Annotated in this window: 16 protein-coding genes and 1 pseudogene; 13 read left to right on the top strand and 4 right to left on the bottom strand. The window is 57.5% G+C overall.

Translation table 11 applies throughout. The annotated features are described in order from the left end of the window. Nucleotides 1-40: 40 nt before the first annotated feature. From P0D73_RS31165 to P0D73_RS31145, 5 genes are all read left to right on the top strand, one after another. Nucleotides 41-1,279, top strand: coding sequence for a site-specific integrase (locus P0D73_RS31165; protein WP_408243204.1), 1,239 nt, complete (start codon nucleotides 41-43; stop codon nucleotides 1,277-1,279). Next, nucleotides 1,276-2,226: a tyrosine-type recombinase/integrase gene (locus tag P0D73_RS31160; RefSeq protein ID WP_408261233.1), complete on the top strand. Its 951-nt coding sequence runs from the start codon at nucleotides 1,276-1,278 to the stop codon at nucleotides 2,224-2,226. The genes P0D73_RS31165 and P0D73_RS31160 overlap by 4 nt, the downstream gene beginning before the upstream one ends. A 111-nt stretch (nucleotides 2,227-2,337) precedes the next feature. Continuing rightward, nucleotides 2,338-3,579 (top strand): site-specific integrase, encoded by a 1,242-nt coding sequence (locus tag P0D73_RS31155; RefSeq protein WP_408261231.1) that lies wholly within the window; start codon nucleotides 2,338-2,340, stop codon nucleotides 3,577-3,579. Then, nucleotides 3,576-4,529: a tyrosine-type recombinase/integrase gene (locus tag P0D73_RS31150; RefSeq protein WP_408261229.1), complete on the top strand. Its 954-nt coding sequence runs from the start codon at nucleotides 3,576-3,578 to the stop codon at nucleotides 4,527-4,529. The genes P0D73_RS31155 and P0D73_RS31150 overlap by 4 nt, the downstream gene beginning before the upstream one ends. Then, entirely contained in the window at nucleotides 4,526-5,533 is a 1,008-nt protein-coding gene (locus tag P0D73_RS31145) for a tyrosine-type recombinase/integrase (protein WP_408261227.1), read from the top strand. The genes P0D73_RS31150 and P0D73_RS31145 overlap by 4 nt, the downstream gene beginning before the upstream one ends. Here P0D73_RS31145 and P0D73_RS31140 read toward each other — a convergent pair whose 3' ends face one another. From P0D73_RS31140 to P0D73_RS31130, 3 genes are read right to left on the bottom strand one after another with little or no spacing between them, the layout of a single operon-like run. After that, nucleotides 5,534-6,403, bottom strand: coding sequence for a tyrosine-type recombinase/integrase (locus P0D73_RS31140; RefSeq protein WP_408261225.1), 870 nt, complete (start codon nucleotides 6,401-6,403; stop codon nucleotides 5,534-5,536). It abuts the gene before it with no gap. Then, nucleotides 6,396-7,736 carry a site-specific integrase gene (locus tag P0D73_RS31135; RefSeq protein ID WP_408434394.1) on the bottom strand — a complete coding sequence of 447 codons (1,341 nt, stop codon included), beginning with the start codon at nucleotides 7,734-7,736 and terminating at the stop codon, nucleotides 6,396-6,398. The genes P0D73_RS31140 and P0D73_RS31135 overlap by 8 nt, the downstream gene beginning before the upstream one ends. A gap of 47 nt (nucleotides 7,737-7,783) precedes the next feature. After that, on the bottom strand, nucleotides 7,784-8,569 hold the full coding sequence (locus tag P0D73_RS31130) for a tyrosine-type recombinase/integrase (RefSeq protein WP_408261220.1): 786 nt from the start codon (nucleotides 8,567-8,569) through the stop codon (nucleotides 7,784-7,786). A gap of 184 nt (nucleotides 8,570-8,753) precedes the next feature. Between P0D73_RS31130 and P0D73_RS31125 the strand changes: the two are divergent. From P0D73_RS31125 to P0D73_RS31110, 4 genes and pseudogenes are all read left to right on the top strand, one after another. Then, nucleotides 8,754-9,761: pseudogene (locus P0D73_RS31125) on the top strand (IS91 family transposase); the annotation flags it as partial. A 683-nt stretch (nucleotides 9,762-10,444) separates the two neighbouring features. After that, entirely contained in the window at nucleotides 10,445-13,429 is a 2,985-nt protein-coding gene (locus tag P0D73_RS31120; protein WP_408260289.1) for a hypothetical protein, read from the top strand. After that, on the top strand, nucleotides 13,426-13,875 hold the full coding sequence (locus tag P0D73_RS31115) for a response regulator (protein ID WP_408260286.1): 450 nt from the start codon (nucleotides 13,426-13,428) through the stop codon (nucleotides 13,873-13,875). The genes P0D73_RS31120 and P0D73_RS31115 overlap by 4 nt, the downstream gene beginning before the upstream one ends. After that, nucleotides 13,872-15,014 carry a phosphorylase family protein gene (locus P0D73_RS31110; RefSeq protein ID WP_408260283.1) on the top strand — a complete coding sequence of 381 codons (1,143 nt, stop codon included), beginning with the start codon at nucleotides 13,872-13,874 and terminating at the stop codon, nucleotides 15,012-15,014. Before P0D73_RS31115 ends, P0D73_RS31110 begins: the two co-directional genes overlap by 4 nt. Before the next feature lie 547 nt (nucleotides 15,015-15,561). On the opposite strand, the gene P0D73_RS31105 is transcribed toward P0D73_RS31110, so the two are convergent. Then, complete coding sequence (locus P0D73_RS31105; protein WP_408260280.1) at nucleotides 15,562-15,954, bottom strand: DUF3024 domain-containing protein; 393 nt, start codon at nucleotides 15,952-15,954, stop codon at nucleotides 15,562-15,564. A gap of 290 nt (nucleotides 15,955-16,244) precedes the next feature. Here P0D73_RS31105 and hsdR point away from each other — a divergent pair, with 290 nt between their 5' ends. The 4 genes from hsdR (at nucleotide 16,245) to P0D73_RS31085 (ending at nucleotide 22,289) form a co-directional block, all read left to right on the top strand. Further along, nucleotides 16,245-18,599, top strand: coding sequence for an EcoAI/FtnUII family type I restriction enzme subunit R (gene hsdR, locus P0D73_RS31100; protein ID WP_408260277.1), 2,355 nt, complete (start codon nucleotides 16,245-16,247; stop codon nucleotides 18,597-18,599). Between the two features lie 18 nt (nucleotides 18,600-18,617). Beyond that, the gene (locus tag P0D73_RS31095) at nucleotides 18,618-20,087 is read left to right on the top strand and encodes a type I restriction-modification system subunit M (protein ID WP_408260274.1); all 1,470 of its coding nucleotides are present in this window, start codon (nucleotides 18,618-18,620) and stop codon (nucleotides 20,085-20,087) included. Beyond that, on the top strand, nucleotides 20,084-21,829 hold the full coding sequence (locus P0D73_RS31090) for a restriction endonuclease subunit S (RefSeq protein WP_408434390.1): 1,746 nt from the start codon (nucleotides 20,084-20,086) through the stop codon (nucleotides 21,827-21,829). Before P0D73_RS31095 ends, P0D73_RS31090 begins: the two co-directional genes overlap by 4 nt. A gap of 199 nt (nucleotides 21,830-22,028) precedes the next feature. Next, nucleotides 22,029-22,289 (top strand): hypothetical protein, encoded by a 261-nt coding sequence (locus P0D73_RS31085; protein WP_408260267.1) that lies wholly within the window; start codon nucleotides 22,029-22,031, stop codon nucleotides 22,287-22,289. The last annotated feature ends 381 nt before the right edge of the window (nucleotides 22,290-22,670 follow it).

Below are 22,670 nucleotides of genomic sequence, written 5' to 3'. Positions count from 1 at the left end.
TAATCTTGACTCCTCCACCCACGTAGGGAAGGAGTTCGTCGTGAAGTACACCATTCATGATCAGGTCGTTCTCTCGCGAGAACCTGAAGGTCCACTGGCAGCCCATCTATCATCCTTTGCCAACGCCATCTGCGCGCAGGGTTACAACGTATGGTCCCTGAAGCGGAAGGTCCGGATCGCCGCATGTTTCAGTCGATGGCTTAAACAGAGAGGTGTGGGGGTACGGGATATCTGCTTCGATCACGCAACACGATACTTGCGCTATCGTGCCCGGCATTTCCGGCCTCGCAACGATGATCGGGCAGCGCTCAGACAGCTTATTGGTTTCCTTCGCGGCGAAGGCGTGATTCCGCCTGAGCAGATGGCAACAATTCGGATTTCGGCGGCTGAGCGCTGTGTACAGGAGTACGAGGCGTACTTGCGCGATATTCAAGCTCTTGCCAGAGCCACGATCATTAACTACGTGCCGTTCGTCCGCGAGTTTCTCAAACATCGGTTCGGGAATGGGAGGGTCACGCTATCGAAACTACGTGCGGCCGATGTCGTGCGCTTTGTGCAGGTCCAGGCGCCACGACTGCATCTAAAGCAGGCGAAGCTTATGACCACTGCTCTGCGATCCTTTCTGCGCTATATGCGCTATCGCGGCGACATCACGCTGGACCTCGCTGCCGCCGTTCCGGTGGTCGCCAACTGGTCGAGCCCGTCAATTCCCCGGGGAATCTCAGCAGACCAGACTCGGGAGTTGCTGGCTAGTATCGATCGACGGACTACAGTCGGTCGTCGCGACTACGCGATCCTGTTGATGCTCGCGCGATTGGGATTGCGATCCAGTGAAGTGGTTTTCCTCGAACTCGATGATATCGACTGGGACGCAGGTCAACTGAGCGTTCACACCAAGGGTGGACAACGCATCGAGCTACCCTTACCTGCGGACGTCGGCGAAGCCATCGCCGCCTACTTGCAGCACGGGCGGCCGAAGAGCGCCAGTCGCCGCGTATTTTTACGTGCACGCGCGGGCATCACCGGTTTTCGTGGGCCAAGTAGCCTCGGCTGCGTCGTTCGGCGTGCACTTCAGCGTGCCAGCATTGACGCGCCCACAACCGGTGCCCATCAGTTCCGCTACGGACTGGCTACCCAGATGCTGAGTCATGGAGCTTCGCTCACGGAGATTGGCGAGGTGCTGGGTCATCGTCACCCACAGACCACGATGATCTACACTCGGGTCGACATCAAGGCATTGCGCGCACTCGCGTTGCCTTGGCCCGGAGGTGTACGATGAATACGCTTCGGCAGGCTGTTCAGGATTACCTCGACCTGCGGCGCAGCCTGGGATTCAAATTGAGGGAGGAGAGCACAGCGCTACCCGATTTCGTCGCGTTCATGGAACAGCATCGTGCTTCTTACGTTACGCAGGCGTTGGCGCTCGCCTGGGCTCGGCAACCCACAAATGTCCAGCCCGACCGATGGGCGCAACGAATGCGCTGGTTGCGTGGGTTCGCGCGATATCGCAGTGCTACCGATCCCCGCACGGAAATACCAGCACCAGGCTTGTTGCCATTTCGACCGAAGCGGGCCCGACCATACCTATACTCGGCCGACGAGATCCGTAGCCTGCTACAGGCGGCGCTGCAGATGCCATACCACGATGAACGGGCTGCACTGCTGCCATGGACCTATCACTGCCTGTTCGGGCTGTTGAGCGTCACGGGCATGCGCCTGGGTGAAGCGCGCAATCTCGAGCTTCAGGACGTGGATCTGACGGGGGCGATATTAACGATCCGCGGCGCGAAGCTCGGAAAGACGAGACTCATTCCTTTGCATGCCTCAACATGCAAGGTGCTCGCAGCCTACATCACGCGGCGTGAGCATCACTGGGCGGGTCGACCGGTATCTTCCTATCTCTTTGTTTCCAGCTGGGGTAACCGGATGGATGCCGGTACAATTCATCGCACTTTCTATTCATTGTCGCGGCAGATTGGCTTACGCGGGGCATCCGACAGTCACGGGCCGCGTCTGCACGACATGAGGCATTATTCCGAGTCCCGGATTATTCCGCATACGGATCTCCGGGGCCTGCAATTCATGGAGGATGCGCGGGCTGGGGCCGCGCCAATACGGAATAATCAGAGGGTCTTCGAGAAGGCCAGCAGGCGATCATTGGGACGGAAGCGCGGTGCTCGGACATCGGTGGTCGCGGCCTTCGCCAGCGTTTTTACGGGATGGTGAATCAATACAGATTTTGTGTAAGTGATCTGCGCTACGGTGGGCGCTTGAGTTTTCGACGTTATTGGAGTGTCGTCTTCCTGGGGATTTCCCCCCGATTCAGGGAGACTCACGATGAAGATCACTCGCAACGGTGCCGTCACGGCACTCCCCGGTTGCTCCGGTGGTGGCCCGCTGACATCCCACCTCGATAGATTTGCAACGTTCCTCGCCAGCGAGGGTTACGCCGCGACGACTGTTCACGTCAAATGTAAGCTGGTGGCGGAACTCAGTCTCTGGCTCAAGCGGCACAAGGTTCCAGTGGCAAAGCTGGATGACCAGGGGCTCTGGCAATTTCACGTGGGTCGCCGCCGTCGCGGTGTCGCGCAACGCGGAGACGTCGCGACGACGCAACAACTGCTCACGTTCTTACGCGACATCGGCTGCGCTCGGGCAGTGTCACCACCGATCGATCGGAGCGCGGTGGGCAAGCTAACGCGAGATTTTGAGCTATTCCTCAGGTCGGAACGCGGCCTCTCGCCGTCGACGTTGATCAACTATCTGCCTATCGTGCGACGTTTTTTGACTGAGCGGTTCCCCTGCAACGCGCCACGTGTTGCGCAATTGTGCCCGCAAGATCTCCATCACTTCATCCTTGGTCAAGTCCAGCGGGTCAGCCGTACTTACGCCAAACTGACCGTCACGGCGCTGCGCTCGTTCCTGCGTTTTCTACTCCAACGCGGAGCTATCAACACGGATCTGGCCGCCGCCGTGCCGGGCGTTGCGCACTGGCGCTTATCGCACCTGCCCAAGTCGCTGCCACCCGAACAAGTGGAGCGACTGCTCGAGTCCTGCGATCGCGACACACCGGCAGGCCAACGGGATTATGCGATCTTGCTGCTCCTGGCGCGGCTGGGGTTGCGTGCCGGAGAAGTGGTCGAGATGAATTTGGAGGATCTGGACTGGGAGGCCGGCGAGATTCTCGTGCGCGGCAAGGGCCAACGACTGGCACGATTGCCACTGCCCAGGGACGTCGGCGTCGCCTTGGCGCACTATCTGCGTCACGTTCGTCCCACGTGCTCGACGCGTCGCGTGTTTATCCGCTCGAGAGCTCCGCAGCGTGGCTTTGCCAGCCCTGTTGCCGTTTGCGATGTCGTGCGCCGCGCACTGCGACGCGCCGGGTTGAACCCCGAGTTCAAAGGGGCGCATTTGCTGCGGCATTCGCTGGCCACCGAACTGCTGCGTCGGGGCGCCTCCCTCGATGAGATTGGTCAATTGCTCCGGCATCAGCAACCGACGACGACGCAGATTTACGCGAAGGTGGATATCGCTGCGCTACGGCGCATCGCCCCGCCGTGGCCGGGGAGTGCATCATGAGCAAATCACCCGTCACCCCGTCGTTACAGGTTTCCCTCGATCAGTATCTGGCGCTGCGTCGTGCCCTCGGCGTCAAGTTGCGGCTGCCCGGACGCTTGCTGCAACGTTTCGTCGACTTCGCCGACGCCGCAGGCGCCACGTACATCACCACCGATCTCGCTCTGGCGTGGGCGACCCAACCTGCCGATGTGCAGCCGGCGCAATGGGCGAACCGTTTAGGCATGGTGCGTCGGTTTGCGCAATACTGCAGCGCGAGCGATCCACGCACTCTCGTGCCATCACCGGACTTGCTGCCGTATCAGTTACAACGTCCGGAACCCTACATTTATCGCGACGAAGACATCGACCACTTGCTTGAGCTGGCACGGCAGCTACCATCGGCGACCGGTCTGCGACCGCATACATATGCCACGCTATTCGGCTTATATGTTGCAACCGGTCTGCGGACCAATGAAGCCTTGCATCTGGATCGCGATGATGTCGATCTCGTCAATGGCGTGCTGACGATTCGCGAGAGCAAATTCGGTAACTCGCGCTATGTGCCGGTGCATCCCACCACGCAATCTGCGTTGCAACGCTATGCAAAGCGCCGGGATCGTTTGTGTCGATACCCTGATAGTGCGAGCTTCTTCCTCTCTGAGCGTGGCACTCGCCTGACGGAATGGGCAGTACGGTGGACTTTCGTCAAATTGTCTCGCCAACTCGGCCTGCGCGGCCCGGTTGATTCACGCGGACCTCGTCTGCTGGACTTTCGGCATCGTCTGGCCATCAACACACTGACCGGGTGGCATCGCCGCGGCGTCGATGTCGAACGGCATCTGCCGGAACTTTCCACCTATCTCGGACATGCCCACATTACCGATACCTACTGGTATCTCACCGCGACGCCGCAGTTAATGCACTACGTAATGCGCCGGGTAGCACGCTCCGAGCGAGGAATGCGGTCATGAACACAACTCAAAGTGTCAGCACTTTCTCGTCGCTTCTGGAGTCGTTCTTCCTGAATCGACTCCTGCGTCAGCGACAGGTCAGTTCACACACCGTCGCAAGTTACCGCGATACCTTTCGCTTGCTCCTGCAGTTTGCGCAGCAGCGCCTGCGCAAATCACCCTCAGCGCTGGCGGTGCCCGACTTGAATGCAGCCTTCATCGGTATGTTCCTCGATCATCTCGAGCAGGACCGTGACAACAGTGCCCGCAGCCGTAATGTGCGCCTGGCCGCCATTCATTCCTTCTTCCGCTATGTCGCCCTGCACGCACCGGAGTACAGCGCCGTGGCGCAATGCGTTCTCGCGATGCCGAGCAAACGCTATGTGCGCCGACCAATTGCTTACCTGACGCCGGATGAAGCGGACGCGCTACTCGCCGCGCCTGACCTCACGACGTGGCTCGGGCGGCGGGATAGAACCCTGCTACTATTGGCCTTGCGAACAGGCCTGCGCGCATCGGAACTCCTCGGCCTGCGCGGTCAAGACTTTGTACTGGGCACCGGTGCGTATGTACGCTGTATGGGGAAGGGCCGAAAGGAGCGCTGTACGCCGCTGCGCAAAAATACGGTGGCGGTGCTGCGCAGTTGGCTGCGCGAATGCCACTACCCACCGTCCAACCCGATCTTTCAATCGCTGCGTGGTACGGCGTTAAGCCATGACAGTCTGCAATATCTGCTGGACAAGCATCTCGCGGTAGCGCGCCTTCACTGCCCCTCACTCATCGGTAAGAAAGTAACGCCGCACAGTTTGAGACATTCGCTGGCGATGAATTTGCTGCACCATGGCGCAGATCGCGTCGTGATCGCCCTCTGGCTCGGTCACGAATCGGTGGAAACCACTGCCATTTATTTCCAGGCGGATATGCAACTAAAAGAACAGGCGCTGGCGAAGGCTGCGACCACCGATGTGCGAGCACCGCGTTTCCGTCCCAATGATCGCCTGCTGGCTTTCTTGAAGACCCTCTGATTATTCCGTATTGGCGCCGCCCCCAGGCCGCGTATTCTCCGTGGATTGCAGGCCCCGGAGATCCGTATGCGGAATAATCCGGGACTCGGAATAATGCCGAAGATCATGTAAGCGCGGCCCCTTGCCTCTGCCGGCATGCGGGACCCCGGAGCGCAACAGCAGCTCCCGGTACAGCCAGTAGATGGCCGGGTGGCTCAACGGGCCGTCGGATGGCGAAGGGAAGAAGTAGGCATCGGACGGGCGATCGCTCATGACTTGTGCGTAGGTTCGAAGGCGCTGTACCAGCGGCAAAGCTGGTGGGACGAGCCTGTCCTTTCGAAATTTGCCATCACGCACCGTCAGGATCCCCCGTTCGAGGTCCACATCGGCCACCCGCAGGTGCAGCACTTCGCCAATCCTCAGCCCGCAGCCATACAGGAGCCGGAGCACTTCCGGCATGATGAGATGCCGCATTGGGGATCGTGCGGTCGGTATAAGCTGGTCAGCCGCCTGGAACAGCCGCTGGATCTCGGCGTGTGTCAGGATACGCGGAGAGAAGCTGCTCGCTCCCCTTGCCGTCAGCCATCGATCCGGCACATCAGCGGCATATCCCAACCGGCACATGAACAGGGCAAATTGGCGAACTGCACAGATACGATGATCGTGGGTGACCTTGCTCTCGTGGGGCCGTTTGGCGAGCCACTTGCGGCTGGTCGAGCGGGGCAGCTTGCATTCTATTAGCGCTTCATCGCTCAGGAAGCGGTCAAAGCATCCCAGCAAGCGGGCTTGCTCATCATATCGGTACCCACACGCCCGTTTCTCCTGGACGAACTGTTCCATGAGTGAGCCGACAGCGCTTCGGAACTGGCCCTTGAATTTGCTACTAGACATGGCGCATCTCCTCGGTGTTCAACGCGGCAGTGCGCAGGGTTTCCACGTCGGTCTTGGCGTAGATCAACGTCGATGCTGTCGTCGCGTGCCCCAGGATATCGCTGATGACTTGAAACGGCGTCTGTTCATGGAGCAATCGTGTCGCGAGTGTGTGGCGTAGCGAGTGCAAACCATAGCGCTGTGGAGTCCTAAAATAAATCCCGGCCATGGCCTTCCAATGGCGGACGATCCAATGTAGGCTGTCCGCTTCGCGGAAGGGTAGGAAAGGCGCGTTCAATGTGAGGAACACTTCTCGATGATCCGAGTGAGGACGGCCCGATCTCAGATAGTCAATCAGCGCTTCGCCAACTTCCTCCGTCAATGGCAAACAAAGAGGTGCGAGGGTCTTCGACTGCCTAACCTCTATTGTGGCCGTTTCCCACTTCAGATCGTCGAGGGATAGTGCGCGAATATCGCCCACTCTCAATCCGAGGCGACAGGCAAGTAGAAAGATCGCGTAATCGCGCTTGCCTTTGGGCGAGGTTCTATCAACGGCTTCGAGCAGCCTGGTCAGGACTTCCGGGTCCCAGACCGATGGAATAGTCGCATCGCGGGGAACGTGGACCACCGGCAATACACGGCTGAGATCCTGCTTCAGAATTCCTCGCATCAGAAGAAAGCGCAGAAAACAACGCACATCGGAAACGATGCGCGAGACTGACTTCGCCGACAGACGATGTTGCGCGGTCACAAATGCGCAGAGATCGGCCGGCTGCATCTGATCAAAAAACGTGATGTTCCTTGAACCAAGGAAATCCGCGAATATCGCTATCTCCCGCGTCCGCTCGCGAAGGGTCGTTGTACGAAGATGACGGCGATCCCGGCAGTACAGTTCATAGTCGCGCAATGCCGTGCTCATGGGTGCGGGGACCTGTATCTTCTGCATGTCGGTGACGATGCGCTCAATGTGCCCGTCATGCGCAAAGCGCTCGAGAACCTTGAGGGAAACCACGATATTCCGGCGCCACCCCTGGCCAGAGTTCAGGCATTCGTCAGCACGAATTTGATACGTAGAGCAAAACCGTTTCGCCAGCTCCAGGGAGTACTCATCTCCCAGGCTCATCTCTTGACAAAACGCAATGAAATGACCCCAGACTACGCGATAGCGCCAGAGCGATTTCCTGCTGTAGCCTAGCCTCTCCAGCTCGCTCACGGCACCGGCGACGAGTTGCTGCAAAGGCAAGTGGCTTGAAACTTGATGGGTTGACTTCTCCATGATCGAACTCCTCACAAAGGCGATCCCGATGGCCGCCAGCAGCCCATCATGAAACTTTATGTGCAGTAGTTCAAACAAGACGCCTTGCTCACGAAGCGTTTGACGTTGCTACTCTACATAAAGATCTACGGCCGGTAATACCGGGACGTTGTCGATAGGGACCTATGACCCATCAGCAACTGGATCCGGCGCACGTCAGTACCGGCTTCCAGCAGATGCGTGGCGAACGCATGTCTCAAAGAATGGGGTGTCACGGGTTTGGTGATGCCGCTGCGCTTGCGTGCAAGCTCGCATGCGTCGCCCACGGCATGGCGGGTGATGGGCCGCCCCGGAATGTTGCCTGGAAAGAGCCATTCCTTCGGATGGGCGTCCTGCCAGTACAGCCTCAGGATCTCGAGCAGCCTCGGCGAGAGCATTACATAGCGATCCTTACGGTTCTTCCCCTGGTTTACACGGATAACCATGCGCTGGCTGTCGATATCGGTGACCTTCAGATGCACGACTTCCGACACCCGCAGTCCGGCGGCGTACGCGGTCATCAGGATGGTGCGGTGCTTGAGACTGGCGACCGACTCGAAGAAGGTGGTGATCTCCTCCAGGCTGAGGACGACTGGCAGTCGGAACGGCTTCCTCGGCAAGGGAAAATCCTCGTCGCTCCAGTCGCGCTTAAGCGTCACACGGTAGAGAAACCGGAGTGCGCCGATCGTTGCGCCAAGACTGGCGGGTGCCAGCCTGCGCTCTTCGCGGAGGTAGACGAGCCAGGCCCGGATATCCTCGGGACCCAGCAGTTCGGGCGAACGTCGGAAGTGGCGGGCGAAACTGGATACCTGAATCAGATAGGACTTCTGGGTATTCTCCGCAAGGTTGCGGATCTGCATGTCCTGCAACATGCGTTGGCGCAATAGCGTCATGGCGAGCCTCCTGGAAACAGTGGGTGGAATGCCCAACCGGGCGTTCACATACTGCTCCTGTCGATACCGCTCACCACCTCGCCGGGGTTCAGCGCCAGACAGCCATCTTCATGAAACGTCAGCCATAGGCCCCTGCCTACCTCCCGCTACCGCGTCAGCGGTTTAGTACTAGACAGGTAATGGAGTGCACTCCATTACGTGCCGGAACCGCCATTGCCCGAAGTGCCAGGCGAGCGCCGCACACCGGTGGCTCGAGGCACGTCAGGCCGACCTGCTGCCCGTGGACTATTACCACGTGGTCTTCACGCTGCCCGCCACCATCAGCGCGATCGCCTGGTACAACAAGGCGGTACTCTACGGCCTGCTGTTCGATGTTGCCGCCGAGACCCTGCGTACCATCGCCGCCGATCCGAAGCATCTGGGCGCGCAGATTGGCGCGACGCTGGTGCTCCATACGTGGGGCTCGTCACTCACACACCATCCCCACGTCCACGGCATCGTCCCCGGTGGTGGCCTGTCACCCGACGGTGAGCGGTGGGTCGCCTGCCGGCCCGGTTTCTTCCTGCCCGTGCGCGTGCTCTCACGGCTGTTCCGGCGACGTTTCCTGGAAGAACTCACAGCAGTGCATCGTCGTGGCCAGTTGCGGTTCTTCGGCGAGTACGCCGCGCTCGCCGATCCGGCCGTCTTCGCCCAGTGGCTCGCGCCGCTACGCGCATGTGAATGGGTCGTGTATGCGAAGCGCCCGTTCGCGGGACCCGAGGCGGTGCTCGCCTACCTGTCACGCTACACGCATCGCGTGGCCATCTCCAACCAGCGGCTGGTTGCGCTCGACGAGCGCGGCGTCACCTTCCGCTGGAAGGACTATCGTGCGAAGGGGCGCACCCGCTACAAGACCATGACCCTGAGCGCGCACGAGTTCATGCGCCGCTTCCTGCTGCACGTGCTGCCCGGCGGCTTCCACCGCATCCGCCACTATGGCCTGCTGGCCAATCCCATGCGCCGGCAGAATCTCGCAAAGGTGCGTGGGCTGTTGCACGTCATGCCCGCAGCCAGCACGCAACCCGAGGACACCGGTCCCGCTGTGCGTCCCGCCTTCATCTGCCGGCATTGCGGCGCGCCGATGATCGTCATCGAGGTCCTCCAGCGCAGCGCACCGATCCGCGCACCACCCGCACAGCGAGCCCCAGCATGAGCACAGGTGTTTCGGGACGTCCAAGGCGACCGTCGGCTCTCCGGCAACGGGACCCGACAGCGGACGCTTGCGCCCCTCACACGGACCACGCGGCTGTGCGCCCGGCCTCCCGTCACAAACGCGGGCCGCACAGCCTCACTAAAGTCCATCCCGTCGACATCAACCCGCCTTGCCCCAGCGCTGCGTCAGTCCAACATCGCACGCAACCTCTTCAATCCCCATAGCGCTAAAGGTTCAGGCCGCGCCGGAACACTCCGCGGTTTCCTCCCTTGGGGTTTGTACGACGCCTGCCCGCATGCGCCTGTGGCGCGCGCTCATGTCCGTGGTCGAGGGCAGGCATCCTACAAACCTACACAAAACTTGACGGACGAGCTACACGCACAATCCGGTCTTTGCGGACGCTGGAGCGGCTCGGTTTCTTAGTCAGCGATGGAGCCAATTGCCGACGGTCACACCACCCGCCAGCCGAACGGCGGCTCCCTGCGATTGGTGAACTCCTAGTTCCGAGCCCAACTCGCTTTTCACACTCGTCTTTAACGATCGTTGGGTGCCGACGGGACTCTCAGCATACTGTCGCCAAGCAATTCAATTACAAGTACTTTCGGCATATAATTTGCGACGCGGTGCGGTGCATGCCTTCAAACTCGCGGTGGCCGCAAGCATCTCTAATATCGGGGACCTGAGTGGATAATAACATTTACGATAGACCAAATTTTCGCCGCAGCGCAGATATATTTCGCTTGATCGCCAAGATCAGAAACGAAAACAAAAGAAATGTTCTTCGTGGCCACTACTCAAAAGCTAATGTCAGTCCCGACGAAATAGCGATAATTCGTCAGGGAAATTCTCTTTTCGACAGTATGACTGTTGGGGCCATACTCAAGGGCCCTGGTGGTTTGTTGGAGCGCACGCTTATAAAGAAGAAATCCAGTAAAGATCTATATCGCTTCACGAGTTTCCCGCCAATCGACTGGCAAAACGAACTCTGCTACACCATTGGATACCTGAACGCGTGGACCGAACCCGTTGTTGAAATAATTGGCTACGTCAGAAAGCTCAGATTTCTGGAAAAGATGGACCCGGACGAGACATTGAGTATCTTGCACGATCTATCAAAAGATTTTGGTGCTTCGAACTATTTGTCCTACAAGTTGGCATACCTGCGAAGTGCTTTTTCTTTGACCGCCAGTCAATTGAGGGTTGTAGCGGAAATTGAGCGCGAAATGGAGCATCGTAGCAGCGTTGGCATGCATTTTAGCGCGCTCGAAAATATAAGCTCCAAAATCTCGCTCTTTGTGGTTGCTCAGCGTCGCGTCAGCGGACTCGTTGCCAAGGTAAAAGGGGAATTTAGGCGTTCCTTGGCTTTAAGCAATTTCATTCCAACGCCCCTGAGCAGTGAGGACTTGGCGGCATTCTTGCTCCGTGCGACTGAATCATCGCTAATCGATACTGTTTATGCGACTCTCACCATTCTAAATCTTGGTGAAATTTTTACGACGGTACAACGTGAGATTTATAGTCGTCTCGATCCGAAGCTAGCAGCGACAATGGAAGATTTCGCTCAGTACACCGAGACGCAGAACAGTGGCGACGTGGTGACAGAATACTATCGCGAGCAAAATCCAGAAAATGAGTCCTCGCTAAATCTTTATCGCGTCGCATCTGCGTTTCTGGAGCGCCCTAAATTCGCACAATTGAGAAATAAATTAGATCGAGTTTTCGGTGCAAGGTTGCTTGCTGAAATCATCGGAGAAAAATCTCGTAAACAAGCCGCGTCATTTGATAACAAAGCATTATTGTTAATGGCGAATGACACTCGCGTCGAAGAACTGAGCGATGTGACCCTTGACGCATTCTCTCGAACGTACCTGTTTTTGCGATTTGTCGGAGACAAATTAAACATTTTGCAATTATCAAAAACGGACATTAAAATAATTTTAGAAAAGACGCTTGCCTTGCAGACCTTGCTGGCGGAAGACGAAATTCGCGCGCTCTACCTTACGGCACCGTCGGAAGCGCAAAGTCTAGTGACTGTTTTGGCCTTGGCGTTATTTAAGGCAAAGTCTATCGACCCAGACGTAGATTTTGAATTTAGAACTGACTTTATTTCTCATGTAAAGACGGAGCATGGCGGTTCAATTCTTAGTTTTATCGAAGACTTGCTCACAGATTCGCCGCACGTTGCTATTTATATAGTTAGCTCGTTGGATGAGGTAACGTTAGAAAAGATGTACACGTTGGTGGCTAATGCATCACAGGCTGCACAAACCAGAGGTGACATTCTTCGAGCGGTAGGAAATAAACTCGGCATGCTCGAATATATCATCGAGGCCGACGCTATTACGACAAGAACGCAGTTGTCGAAGTTGCAAAAATACTTTGATAGTAGCCGAATGTATGTCGATAGTGTGGCCATGAAAAAATGGCTTGACAGTAACCCTACTGTGGCGACGGAGCAATATCGCTCACTGTATCCAGAATGGAAAGCACGCATATCCTCACTGGACAGTACGGATCCAGACCGTACCATATTGCTCATCGAGTTGTTCGATGAGTATGACTACCTAATTGAGCAGATCGCTAAAGATGCATTCGAGCAGTTTTGTTTAAACGCCGAATTTGGAATTCAATCTTACTTAGGCCGTCGAATTCGTCATAATACACTCGACGGCGTGACTACTGATACCGTAGATGCGGTCCTCCGAAAGACCGAATTTTCGGTAATTATGTCGAATCCATATATGCGAAAGATTACCGCATCTTGGATGAATGCTTATAAGGGGTTGGTTGATAAATTACGAAGAGAGCACTTACAATTTAGATCCAATGGATCACTTTTCAGTGCTGATTTGGATACAGACGACATCGCCACCCAAGAAAATCTTCGAAATCTGTCAAGTGCCTTGCGCGCGGCGGGCGGAAGCGAACTGCTTAACGATCTTGTCGTGGCTTTTTGCTGGAAGCAGATCACGCCACAGTTGGAAAGTGCTGCGCGGTTCATCAGAACGAAGATGCTCCAAGAAGCCACCTCGTTGCTCGACAAATGTTTTTCCGGCACACTTAGTATTATCGAAACACAAATGAAACTCGAATTGCATGATGCTGTCAACGAGGTGTTCAAGAAGGTAGCGGACTGGTTTCAGGTTCCGCAGACAGGTTTCGTGTCCGCGTCTGTACCCGATCTATGCCAAATCATCGCTCTTGAGTTAAATCGTCACAACGACATGAAGTTCTCAGGGAATGCTCTCGATCATAAGTTCACCGGAATCTCGGTTCACAGGATATACGACTGCTTAGCTGCACTTCTTAAGAATGCTCAAAAACACGGAGAAAAGGATAGTGAGGTCACTGTGAACGTTTGCTCGGAACACTCAAGTCTATCTTCTGTTCTCGAATATCTCTCCGTTGACATTACATCGACAGTCCCGGGCGGTGAGTTTATTCGATGTAAAGAGCGAATTCAAAAGGCTATTGAATCTGCCGAGGCGGGGATCGATATGGTGACGGAAGGGTATACCGGAATTAAGAAAGTAAAATTTATAACACGGGTATCAGAGGGAATGCATACGGTCCAATACCAATCGGACAGCGATAAACGTCAACTTACATTGAGCTTTTCTATGCACGTTGAGATTGCGCAAGAGGTTTCCACCGGAGTCAATTCTTGAATATCCTGCTTGTGGAAGACGAAACTCACAAGCGCGATGAGATTCTGACTTGCGTTCGAGAGGTCTTTAAGGCTGATCCAGAGATCGTAGATGGCGTGAATAGCGCAGTGCTAAGTGTTTTGGAAAATGACTATGATCTTATCATTTTAGACATGGCGCTCTCCACTTTCGGAGAAAGCGCAGAGGATATGCAAAAAGGCCATGATCAAGCTCAAGGGGGGATCGAAGTTCTTCGAGCGTTGAAACGCAAAGGTCAATCGCCTAACATTGTCATAGTCACGCAGTATCCGGATTTTTACATAGGCAGCACCAAGGTGAAACTCAAAAAATCTCCTGAGATAATTCGGGAAAAATACAATCAAAATGTGATCGGCGCAGTCCTTTACCACTACAAATCGAAGCAAACGCTTCAAGTGATTACATCGATCTTGAGGAAATGCCGATGAAAGTCATGCTTATTGAAGACAATGATTCAAAGGCAAAGGCTATCAATTCTTACCTTCAAAAGAAGGGAGTCGTCGCATCAAACATCGTTCGTGCGAAAAACATGACGGATTTTGCTGCGGGACTTCAGTTTGACATAGGCTTGTTTATAATCGACCTCCAGTTGCCGAGCGTAGATAAGGGCGCTGCGACGCAAAACGGGAAGGCAATCCTCGAAACTATAGTCAAAGCGGGAAAAGCAAATGCATTTTTGTTGGCGATAAGCTCATATCCAAATGATTTTCCCGAGCTGAGAGAATTTTACGAGGCACGCGGATGCATTTTGGCCAATTATGCAAACACAAAGGGATGGCAGTCGACGCTTGATTCGATTCTTATTCAACTTAATCGAAGCGTCGATTTCGACTTCGTCGTGTTTTGTGCGCTGCAAGAAGAAAGAAATCCATACGTGGCTCTACTTGAAGGGCGGCAGGTTACGCGAGCAGGCATCGATTGTTTCGATGTTTCGATCGGAGCGCAGAACGGTACAGTCGTGCTAATGCCTAAAATGGGGTTGGTTAATGCTGCAATTACCGCGTCACTTTGTATCGAGCGCTTCAAACCGACTATAGTAGGTATGAGTGGGATTTGCGGAGGCTTCAACGGTCGTGCGGAAATGGGCCAGCTGCTGGTGTCCAGCATGGCATATGAGTACCAGTCTGGGAAGTGGACAGCCGACGGTTTCAGGCATGAGCCCTATCAAGTAGGAACCGATCCACAGTTACTACCCAAACTGCGAGCATTGCTCAATACCGACCAACTCCTTGATGAATTGGAAGCCGGATTCCGTGGCGGGAAGCGCCCCACCAGTCAGGTCAAACCTGATTTAAGCGTATTTACAAGCGGATCTGCTGTTATAGCTGACCAAAGATATTTAGACCAAATTCAGGTCATCCATAGAAAAGTTGGCGCTTTGGATATGGAGATTTTTGCCGTGCACCAAGCGGCAGAGTTATCACCGCGGAGGCCACCATGCATTTGCGCCAAGACAGTAGTGGATCTATGCAATTCCGGCAAAGATGATGACCTTCACTCTTACGGGTCATACATTTCCGCTAAGTTCATGCTAAAAGCAATCCACGATTTCTTTTCGATAAAGTGAAAGGTATCGAGGCGAGACTTCGCTGTCGATCTTACTCCGTTTGCTCGAAGGCACTAATCTTCGAGGTGCAGATACATGGTTCGTAGGCTATTGTGCGGCAGGGTCGCAGTGCCATAGTGCTCCTACGCTTCACGCGTAGGCGTTTTGGGCGATCCAGTCGATCACGTTGTTGTGAATGGGTGGCTACTCGCCAACGGATTCGCCTCGCGGATGGCCGCTGTACTCCGAAATGCGCCGCACCAGTCGCAAGATGGCGACTGGCAGCAACGGGTCGATCAGAGACATTGAACCGCACACCTCGCGGTCGCGTGGCGTGCGTAAATTTCCCTTTCTTGATGTGCCACCTACAAGAGCGGGATTTTTGGCGTGAGCGTTGGCCCGCCATCAGGCACACAACCTCACACACCAGGCGGAATCGATAATCAACTAAGCTCTATTTGCGGAAGCGCGAGCAGATTGTCCGTTTTTCGGCCGTCCACAACGGTTTGCACGTAATTGCTGTGGCCTTTGCTACTGGCTCATGGCTGCGGCCGCCGCCGCTAGACGGCTAGACCGGATGCAGTACAGGGTTCGTTTCGATGATTCGAGGCGCCTCGCCAAGTGTCACACCGGCATGGAGCCGCCACCATTTGCCCGTATGCCGCATCCAGTAGATATCGAAATGGTCCCGTCCCTTGCGATCGATACGGGCGAAGGGCGCATCGAACTCCTCGCCGCGATTGTGCTCCATGCCCGACCTGTAGCGCTGCATGAAACAAAATCGCCCGGCCGCCCAGGCGCCATGGATGTCGACTATATAATTCCATTCAGTCGGTCTGACCTCTGGCAGAAAGCGCGACTTCAAGACGTCGCGAATGAGCTCTCGCAACCCGCGATGATCGTCCGCTTCTCCACCTCGTCCGCCGGCGCCGGCCGGGGCGCGCGAGTTGTCGGTATCCACTGCTTCTGTCGAACCATATCCTTGATCCGTGCCTGCCAATCTTTTGAGTGCAAGAACTAAGCATCTGTTTTGCATACGCGCGTTCGGGACGCTCGTTCGGTCAAGCGGCGGCGTACAGGGGGGACGAGCAAAAGCGCTTTCTTGAATACGGGGCCGGCGGATATGCGGGCACTGCCCGAAGAGCGCCCAAAACTCCATAGGTCGGCATACTCTACCGGTCCTCTCTAGCCGGGTACAATACCGGCATTTCTGCACGTGGTTTCGCTGTCGGCGCGCAATCCGGACCCCAAATGAATAAAAAATCGCTTTCGGAACGGGACATCTGCAGCAAATTCATTTCACCGGCACTGGTGGATGCGGGCTGGGACCTGCAAACCCAGCTGCGCGAGGAAGTTGCCCTGACCAGTGGTCGGGTCGTAGTCCGGGGCAACCGGGCGAAACGCGACGAAAAGACCATCCGGCGCGCGGACTACGTGCTGTACTTCAAGCCCGGCATCCCGCTTGCGATCGTGGAAGCGAAGGACAACAACCACACGGTACGCGACGGCATCCAGCAGGCGCTCGCCTATGCCGACATGCTTGACGTCCCGTTTGCCTTTTCGAGCAACGGGGACGGCTTCATCTGGCATGACAGGACCCTGCATGACGGCGTGCTCGAGCGCGAGATCGGGATGGACCAGTTTCCGTCGCCGGCGGACCTGTGGCAGCGCTACCTCACGTGGAAGGGCATCGGGCCGGAGGCGGAGCTGGTCTATGCGCAGGACTACTATCCCGGCAAGCCGGCGCGCTATTACCAGCTGAACGCGGTGAACCGCGCGATCGAGGCGGTCACGAAGGGGCAGTCGCGGATCCTGCTGGTGATGGCAACGGGCACCGGCAAGACCTATACGGCGTTCCAGATCATCTGGCGGCTGTGGAAGGCGCGGGCGGCGAAGCGCATCCTGTTCCTCGCCGACCGCAACATCCTGGTGGACCAGACCAGGACCAACGACTTCAAGCCGTTCGCCGGCGCGATGACCAAGATCGAAAATCGCGAGGTCGACAAGTCCTACGAGATCTACCTGTCGCTGTATCAGGCAGTGACGGGGACGGAGGAGGCGCAGAACATCTACCGTCAGTTCAGCCGCGACTTCTTCGACCTCGTGGTGATCGACGAATGTCATCGCGGCAGTGCGGCCGAGGATTCGGCCTGGCGCGAGATCCTCGACTATTTCAGCTCCGCCACCCATCTCGGGCTGACCGCGACGCCAAAGGAAACCGCCGAGGTGTCGAACATCACCTACTTCGGCGAGCCGGTCTATACGTATTCGTTGCGGCAAGGCATCGAGGACGGTTTTCTGGCGCCGTACAAGGTGATCCGGGTCGATCTCGACAAGGACCTGGGCTGGCGGCCCACGGCCGGGATGGTCGACAGGCTGGGACAGCTGGTCGAAGACCGGATCTACAACCAGTCCGACATGAACCGGTCGCTGGTGCTGACGCGCCGCGACGAAGCGGTCGCGAAACGCATCACCGAATTCCTGCATGCGACCGACCGGATGGCGAAGACCATTGTGTTCTGCGAGGACATCGACCACGCGGCCCGGATGCGTCAGGCGCTGGTCAACGCGAACCCCGACCTGGCGGGCGCCAATCCGAAATACGTGATGCAGATCACCGGCGACAACCTGGAAGGCAAGCTCGAGCTCGACAACTTCATCAATCCCCGCAAGGCCTATCCGGTGATTGCGACCACGTCGCGCCTGATGACGACCGGCGTCGATGCGAAAACCTGCAAGCTCGTCGTACTCGATCGTACGATCAGGTCGATGACCGAGTTCAAGCAGATCATCGGCCGCGGCACGCGGATCGACGAGGAGTACGGCAAGCTGTGGTTTACCATTCTGGACTTCAAGAAGGCCACCGAACTGTTTGCCGACCCGGCCTTTGACGGCGATCCGGTCGTGGTGTTCGAACCGGAGCCTGGCGCACCCGTTGTTCCGCCGGAAGAGGAGGGCGATCCGATGAGTGACCCCACTGGCGGTCTCGACGGAGACGCCGGCGGCATGCAAGTGACTACCGGTGGGCCTGACTTGGCAGGTACTGGCCGGACCAGGTACGTGATTGACGAAGTGCCCGTGTATGTCGTCAATGAACGGGTCCAGTATCTGGGCCCCGACGGCAGGCTGATCACCGAGTCGCTGCGCGACTTCACGCGGATCCAGATCGGCAAGCGTTTCGTGTCGCTCGACGCGTTCCTGCAGGCCTGGAACGATGCCGACAGGAAGCAGGCGATCGTCGCCGAGCTCGAGGAACAGGGCATCCTGTTCGACGAACTGGCGAAAGAGGCCGGCAAGGACCTCGACCCGTTCGACCTGGTTTGCCATATCGCGTTTGGCCAGAAGCCGCTGACCCGCCGGGAACGCGCCGAGAACGTCAGGAAGCGCGACTATTTCGGCAGGTACGGCGAGACCGCGCGGCAGGTGCTGCAGGCGCTGCTCGACAAATATGCCGACGACGGCATTGAAAACCTCGAACGCCCCGAGGTACTGCGGCTCGCGCCGCTCGACCAGCTCGGCTCGCCGGTCGAACTGGTTCAGGCGTTCGGCGGCCGGGCCCAATATCAGGCTGCGATCCGCGAGCTCGAACGCTCGCTCTATCAATAAGGTTTCACCAGTTCACTCATGACGATCAGCTCTACCTTTATCAAGTCCGTGCAGGACATCATGCGCCAGGACGCCGGCGTCGACGGCGACGCGCAGCGGATCTCGCAGCTGACCTGGCTGCTGTTTCTGAAGATTTTCGACGACCAGGAAACCGAGCTCGAACTGATGCGCGACGCCTACCGGTCGCCACTGCCCGAGCGGCTGCGCTGGCGCAACTGGGCGGCCGACCCGGAGGGCATCACCGGCGATGAACTGCTGACGTTCGTGAACACCGATCTGTTTCCGTCGATCAAGGCGCTCAATGCGGATCCGCAGCGCAATGCGCGCGGCTTCGTGGCCCGCGAGGTGTTCAGCGACGCGTACAACTACATGAAGTCCGGCCAGCTGCTGCGCCAGGTGATCAACCGGATCAACGAGATTGACTTCAACAATCGCGCGGACCGTCACCTGTTCAACGACCTGTATGAGCGGATCCTGAAGGACCTGCAGAGCGCCGGCAACGCGGGCGAGTTCTATACGCCGCGGGCCGTCACGCAGTTCATGGTTGACCAGGTCAACCCGCAGCTCGGCGAGCGCATCCTGGATCCGGCGTGCGGCACGGGTGGTTTTCTGGCGTGCGCGCTCGAGCATCTGAAAGCGCAGCGCAGGAGCGTCGAGGACGACATCGTGGTGCAGAACGCGATTAATGGCGTCGAAAAGAAGCAGCTGCCGCACCTGCTGTGCGTCACGAACATGATGCTGCACGGCATCGAGGTCCCATCGCTGATCCGCCACGACAACACCCTGGCGCGACCGCTCGCGGACTATGGCACGCGCGACATGGTCAATGTGATCCTGACCAATCCGCCGTTTGGCGGCACCGAAGAACCGGGCATCGAAGGGAATTTTCCGGGGGACGTTCGCACCCGGGAAACGGCTGACCTGTTCCTCGTGCTGATCATCGAACTGCTGAAGCACAACGGCCGGGCGGCGGTCGTGCTGCCAGATGGCACGCTGTTCGGCGAAGGCGTGAAGAGCCGCATCAAGGAAAGGCTGCTCACCGAGTGCAACCTGCACACGATCGTGCGGCTGCCGAACGGCGTGTTCGCGCCGTACACGGGTATCAAGACCAACCTGCTGTTCTTCACCAAGGGCACGCCGACGCGCGAGGTCTGGTACTACGAGCATCCGTATCCGACCGGGTACAAGAGCTATTCGAAAACCAAGCCAGTCCGCATCGAGGAATTTGCGGCCGAGAAGGCGTGGTGGGGCAGCGAGGTAGACGGCTTCGCGAGTCGCGTGGAGAGCGAATTCGCCTGGAAAGTGGATATCGCGACCCTGAAGGCGAATGGCTACAACCTCGACCTCAAGAACCCGCATAAGGACGACGAGGTCACGCATGATCCGGATGAGCTGCTGGTCCAGTATCAGCGCCTGACAGCTGACGCACAAGCTCTGCGTAGTCAACTCAAGAGCATGCTGGCGGATGCGCTGGAGGGGCAGGCATGAAACGGAGGAATGGCTTTGAACTGCTGGCGACAGCGCCGGATGGGGTCCCACGTCTGCGCGAGCTGATTTTGTCGCTTGCCGTGCAAGGCAAGCTAGTGCAGCAGGACTCAACCGATGAGCCGGCGAGCAAGATACTGGACCAACTTGGTGCGGACAGATTGACCAGCCGTGGCCCAAAGGCTTCGCGAACAGGCGAGGTCCTGAAGGATGCCGGGAACGAAGCCTTTCACGCTCCCGTTGGTTGGGAATGGGCACCTTTCGACTTGGTCGTCGAATGCCTCAACGGCTATGCGTTCAAGAGCGAATGGTTTAGGTCAGAAGGCGTTCGGTTGGTACGTAACGCGAACGTTTCGCACGGTCACATCAATTGGGAGCAGGTAGCGTGTCTAGATACAGAAACGGCGGCTGAGTTCGAGCGCTTTGCGCTGGAGGCCGGCGATATTGTACTTTCGCTGGACCGCCCAATCATTTCGTCGGGGCTGAAGTGCGCTGAGATTAAAGCGGACGATCTGCCGTGCCTTCTTCTACAACGAGTGGCGAAGCTGACGCCTCGCGCGGGATCAATCACCCGGCCGTTCCTCAAAATGTGGCTTGCGTCGCCGTACTTCACAGAGCTTCTTGATCCCGGGCGCAGCAACGGGGTACCGCACATTTCTACGAAGCAAATAGGTGCGATTCGTATTGCCCTGCCGCCGCTCGCGGAGCAGGCCCGTATCGTCGCCAAAGTCGACCAGCTGATGCAGCTCTGCGACGAGCTGGAAACCCGTGGCCGGCTGGAATCGGCGCAACACGCGCGGCTCACTGCGACGCTGTTCGATGCGCTGGGCTCAAGCGAGTCAGCCCACGCGCTCGCAGAAAACTGGGCCCGCGTCGCCGCGCATTTCGACCTGCTGCTCGACCGGCCCGAGGCGGTCGATGTGCTCGAACAAACCATTCTGCAACTGGCAGTACGCGGCTTGCTCCTTCCGCAGGAATCGAATGATGAGCCAGCTAGCGATCTGCTTCAACAAATCCGTACAGAGAAGGATCGGTTGATTGCAGAAGGCAAGGTAAAGCGGGACAAACCGTTGCCGGCAATCACGGAAGACGACAAGCCTTTCGAGTTGCCTGAGCAGTGGGAGTGGGTTCGGACGCAGGACATTTGCGCGGTCATCACCGACGGGGATCATCAGGCACCACCAAAGGCGGCGGCGGGCGTGCCTTTCCTCGTTATCGGTGACGTCCGTTGGGGCAGTCTGGATGTGGCATCAGCGAGCCGTTTCGTTCCGGACTCATACTTCGACGGGCTGGACTGGTCGAAAAAGCCCATTGCCGGCGACATTTTGTATACGACCGTTGGCAGTTTCGGTATTCCGGTGTTAGTCACGGAAGAAATGCGATTTTGCTTCCAGCGCCACATTGGATTGTTCCGCCCCGCGCATATCACGCTTCAGCCGTTCCTAAATCTGGTCTTGGCAAGTGCCTTGGTTTTGCAGCAGGCAAGCGCGCGCGCTACAGGCATTGCGCAGAAGACGGTGCCTTTGTCGGCTCTCCGAGATTTTAAAATTCCACTCCCGCCTCTTGCCGAACAGCATCGCATCGTCGTACGTGTCGAAGACCTGAGCCGCCTGTGCGCCGACCTACGCGCGCGCCTGGCCGCACGCCAGACCTGTCAGACGCGTTTCGCTGAAGCGCTGGTCGGGCAGATGGCGCCCACCGCTTCGTTGGCGACACGCAAGGACGACCTGGCAGCGGCCGCCTGAGGACGTGGTCACCGACCGGATGCGCGTCGCGGCAGGTGGCGGGCGCGGGCCGGTTGGCATCCGCCCGCCGGGCCTTGGCCGGGTCGCTCCGGCATGGTCCATTGCTATTGATAAAAGCGGTTACCAAGAGTACGGTGCCCCCCTCGAACGGTGAGCTTTTGCAGGTACCATCGGTGAGCCTTTTCAGGAGCCTCGCCCAATGACATCCGCCCACAATGGCGCGCACGGCGCCGTCCATCTGCTGACTGACAGCGACGCGCTGACCGCGAGCGTGCGGCGCACTGTGCGACTCGAAGCCACGCCCGACGGCAAGAGCGTGCTGCTGATCGACGTCGACCAGCGCAAAGCCGGGACTCGGCGCGAGGTGCGCTACGAGATCACGCCCGCCGAACTGATCGCCGCGATCCGTGCGCACGGCGCCGAGCTGCCCGGAGAGAGCCATGGCGAGGCCGGCAAGTGAAAGCGATCAAATATTACTGAACTGCGGGTGCCGGTATTTGTGACCCGTGCGCCGGAAAAGGATGGTCGCGGCTGCGAGCTCTGGCCAATGTCCCAGTCCGGCCACGAAGAGTCATTCGGCAAGACCGCCGCATGGACATTCGTGCGACTGATCCGCCTCCGTGAGCGGCCGCTCCAGCGCCAAGGACGTGGTTCGCGTCATCGGCCTTTATAGGTGGTCTGTGTACCGCCACTGTCCGACAGGCAGCAAGCTGCCGGTCGGACAGTGGCGAGACGTGCATCTGTAAGCTATAAATAAGTCGGCCAGTCGCCTAGATTATCGCGCGTCAATCAAGATGAGAACAGCGCGTCAATCAGGATGAGAACTGGCGTGGGGGGGGGG

The organism is Paraburkholderia sp. RL18-101-BIB-B, from assembly GCF_046026985.1.
In the GTDB taxonomy this organism is placed as follows: domain Bacteria; phylum Pseudomonadota; class Gammaproteobacteria; order Burkholderiales; family Burkholderiaceae; genus Paraburkholderia.
This window is presented reverse-complemented; position numbering and strand designations above follow the sequence as displayed.

Bases quoted from the DNA above. Each gene is read 5' to 3' on its own strand.
- P0D73_RS31160 (WP_408261233.1), top strand. From the start codon at position 1,276: ATGAATACGCTTCGGCAGGCTGTTCAGGATTACCTCGACCTGCGGCGC.
- P0D73_RS31155 (WP_408261231.1), top strand. From the start codon at position 2,338: ATGAAGATCACTCGCAACGGTGCCGTCACGGCACTCCCCGGTTGCTCC.
- P0D73_RS31150 (WP_408261229.1), top strand. From the start codon at position 3,576: ATGAGCAAATCACCCGTCACCCCGTCGTTACAGGTTTCCCTCGATCAG.
- P0D73_RS31145 (WP_408261227.1), top strand. From the start codon at position 4,526: ATGAACACAACTCAAAGTGTCAGCACTTTCTCGTCGCTTCTGGAGTCG.
- P0D73_RS31140 (WP_408261225.1), bottom strand. From the start codon at position 6,403: ATGTCTAGTAGCAAATTCAAGGGCCAGTTCCGAAGCGCTGTCGGCTCA.
- P0D73_RS31130 (WP_408261220.1), bottom strand. From the start codon at position 8,569: ATGACGCTATTGCGCCAACGCATGTTGCAGGACATGCAGATCCGCAAC.
- P0D73_RS31110 (WP_408260283.1), top strand. From the start codon at position 13,872: ATGAAAGTCATGCTTATTGAAGACAATGATTCAAAGGCAAAGGCTATC.
- hsdR (WP_408260277.1), top strand. From the start codon at position 16,245: ATGAATAAAAAATCGCTTTCGGAACGGGACATCTGCAGCAAATTCATT.
- P0D73_RS31095 (WP_408260274.1), top strand. From the start codon at position 18,618: ATGACGATCAGCTCTACCTTTATCAAGTCCGTGCAGGACATCATGCGC.
- P0D73_RS31090 (WP_408434390.1), top strand. From the start codon at position 20,084: ATGAAACGGAGGAATGGCTTTGAACTGCTGGCGACAGCGCCGGATGGG.
- P0D73_RS31085 (WP_408260267.1), top strand. From the start codon at position 22,029: ATGACATCCGCCCACAATGGCGCGCACGGCGCCGTCCATCTGCTGACT.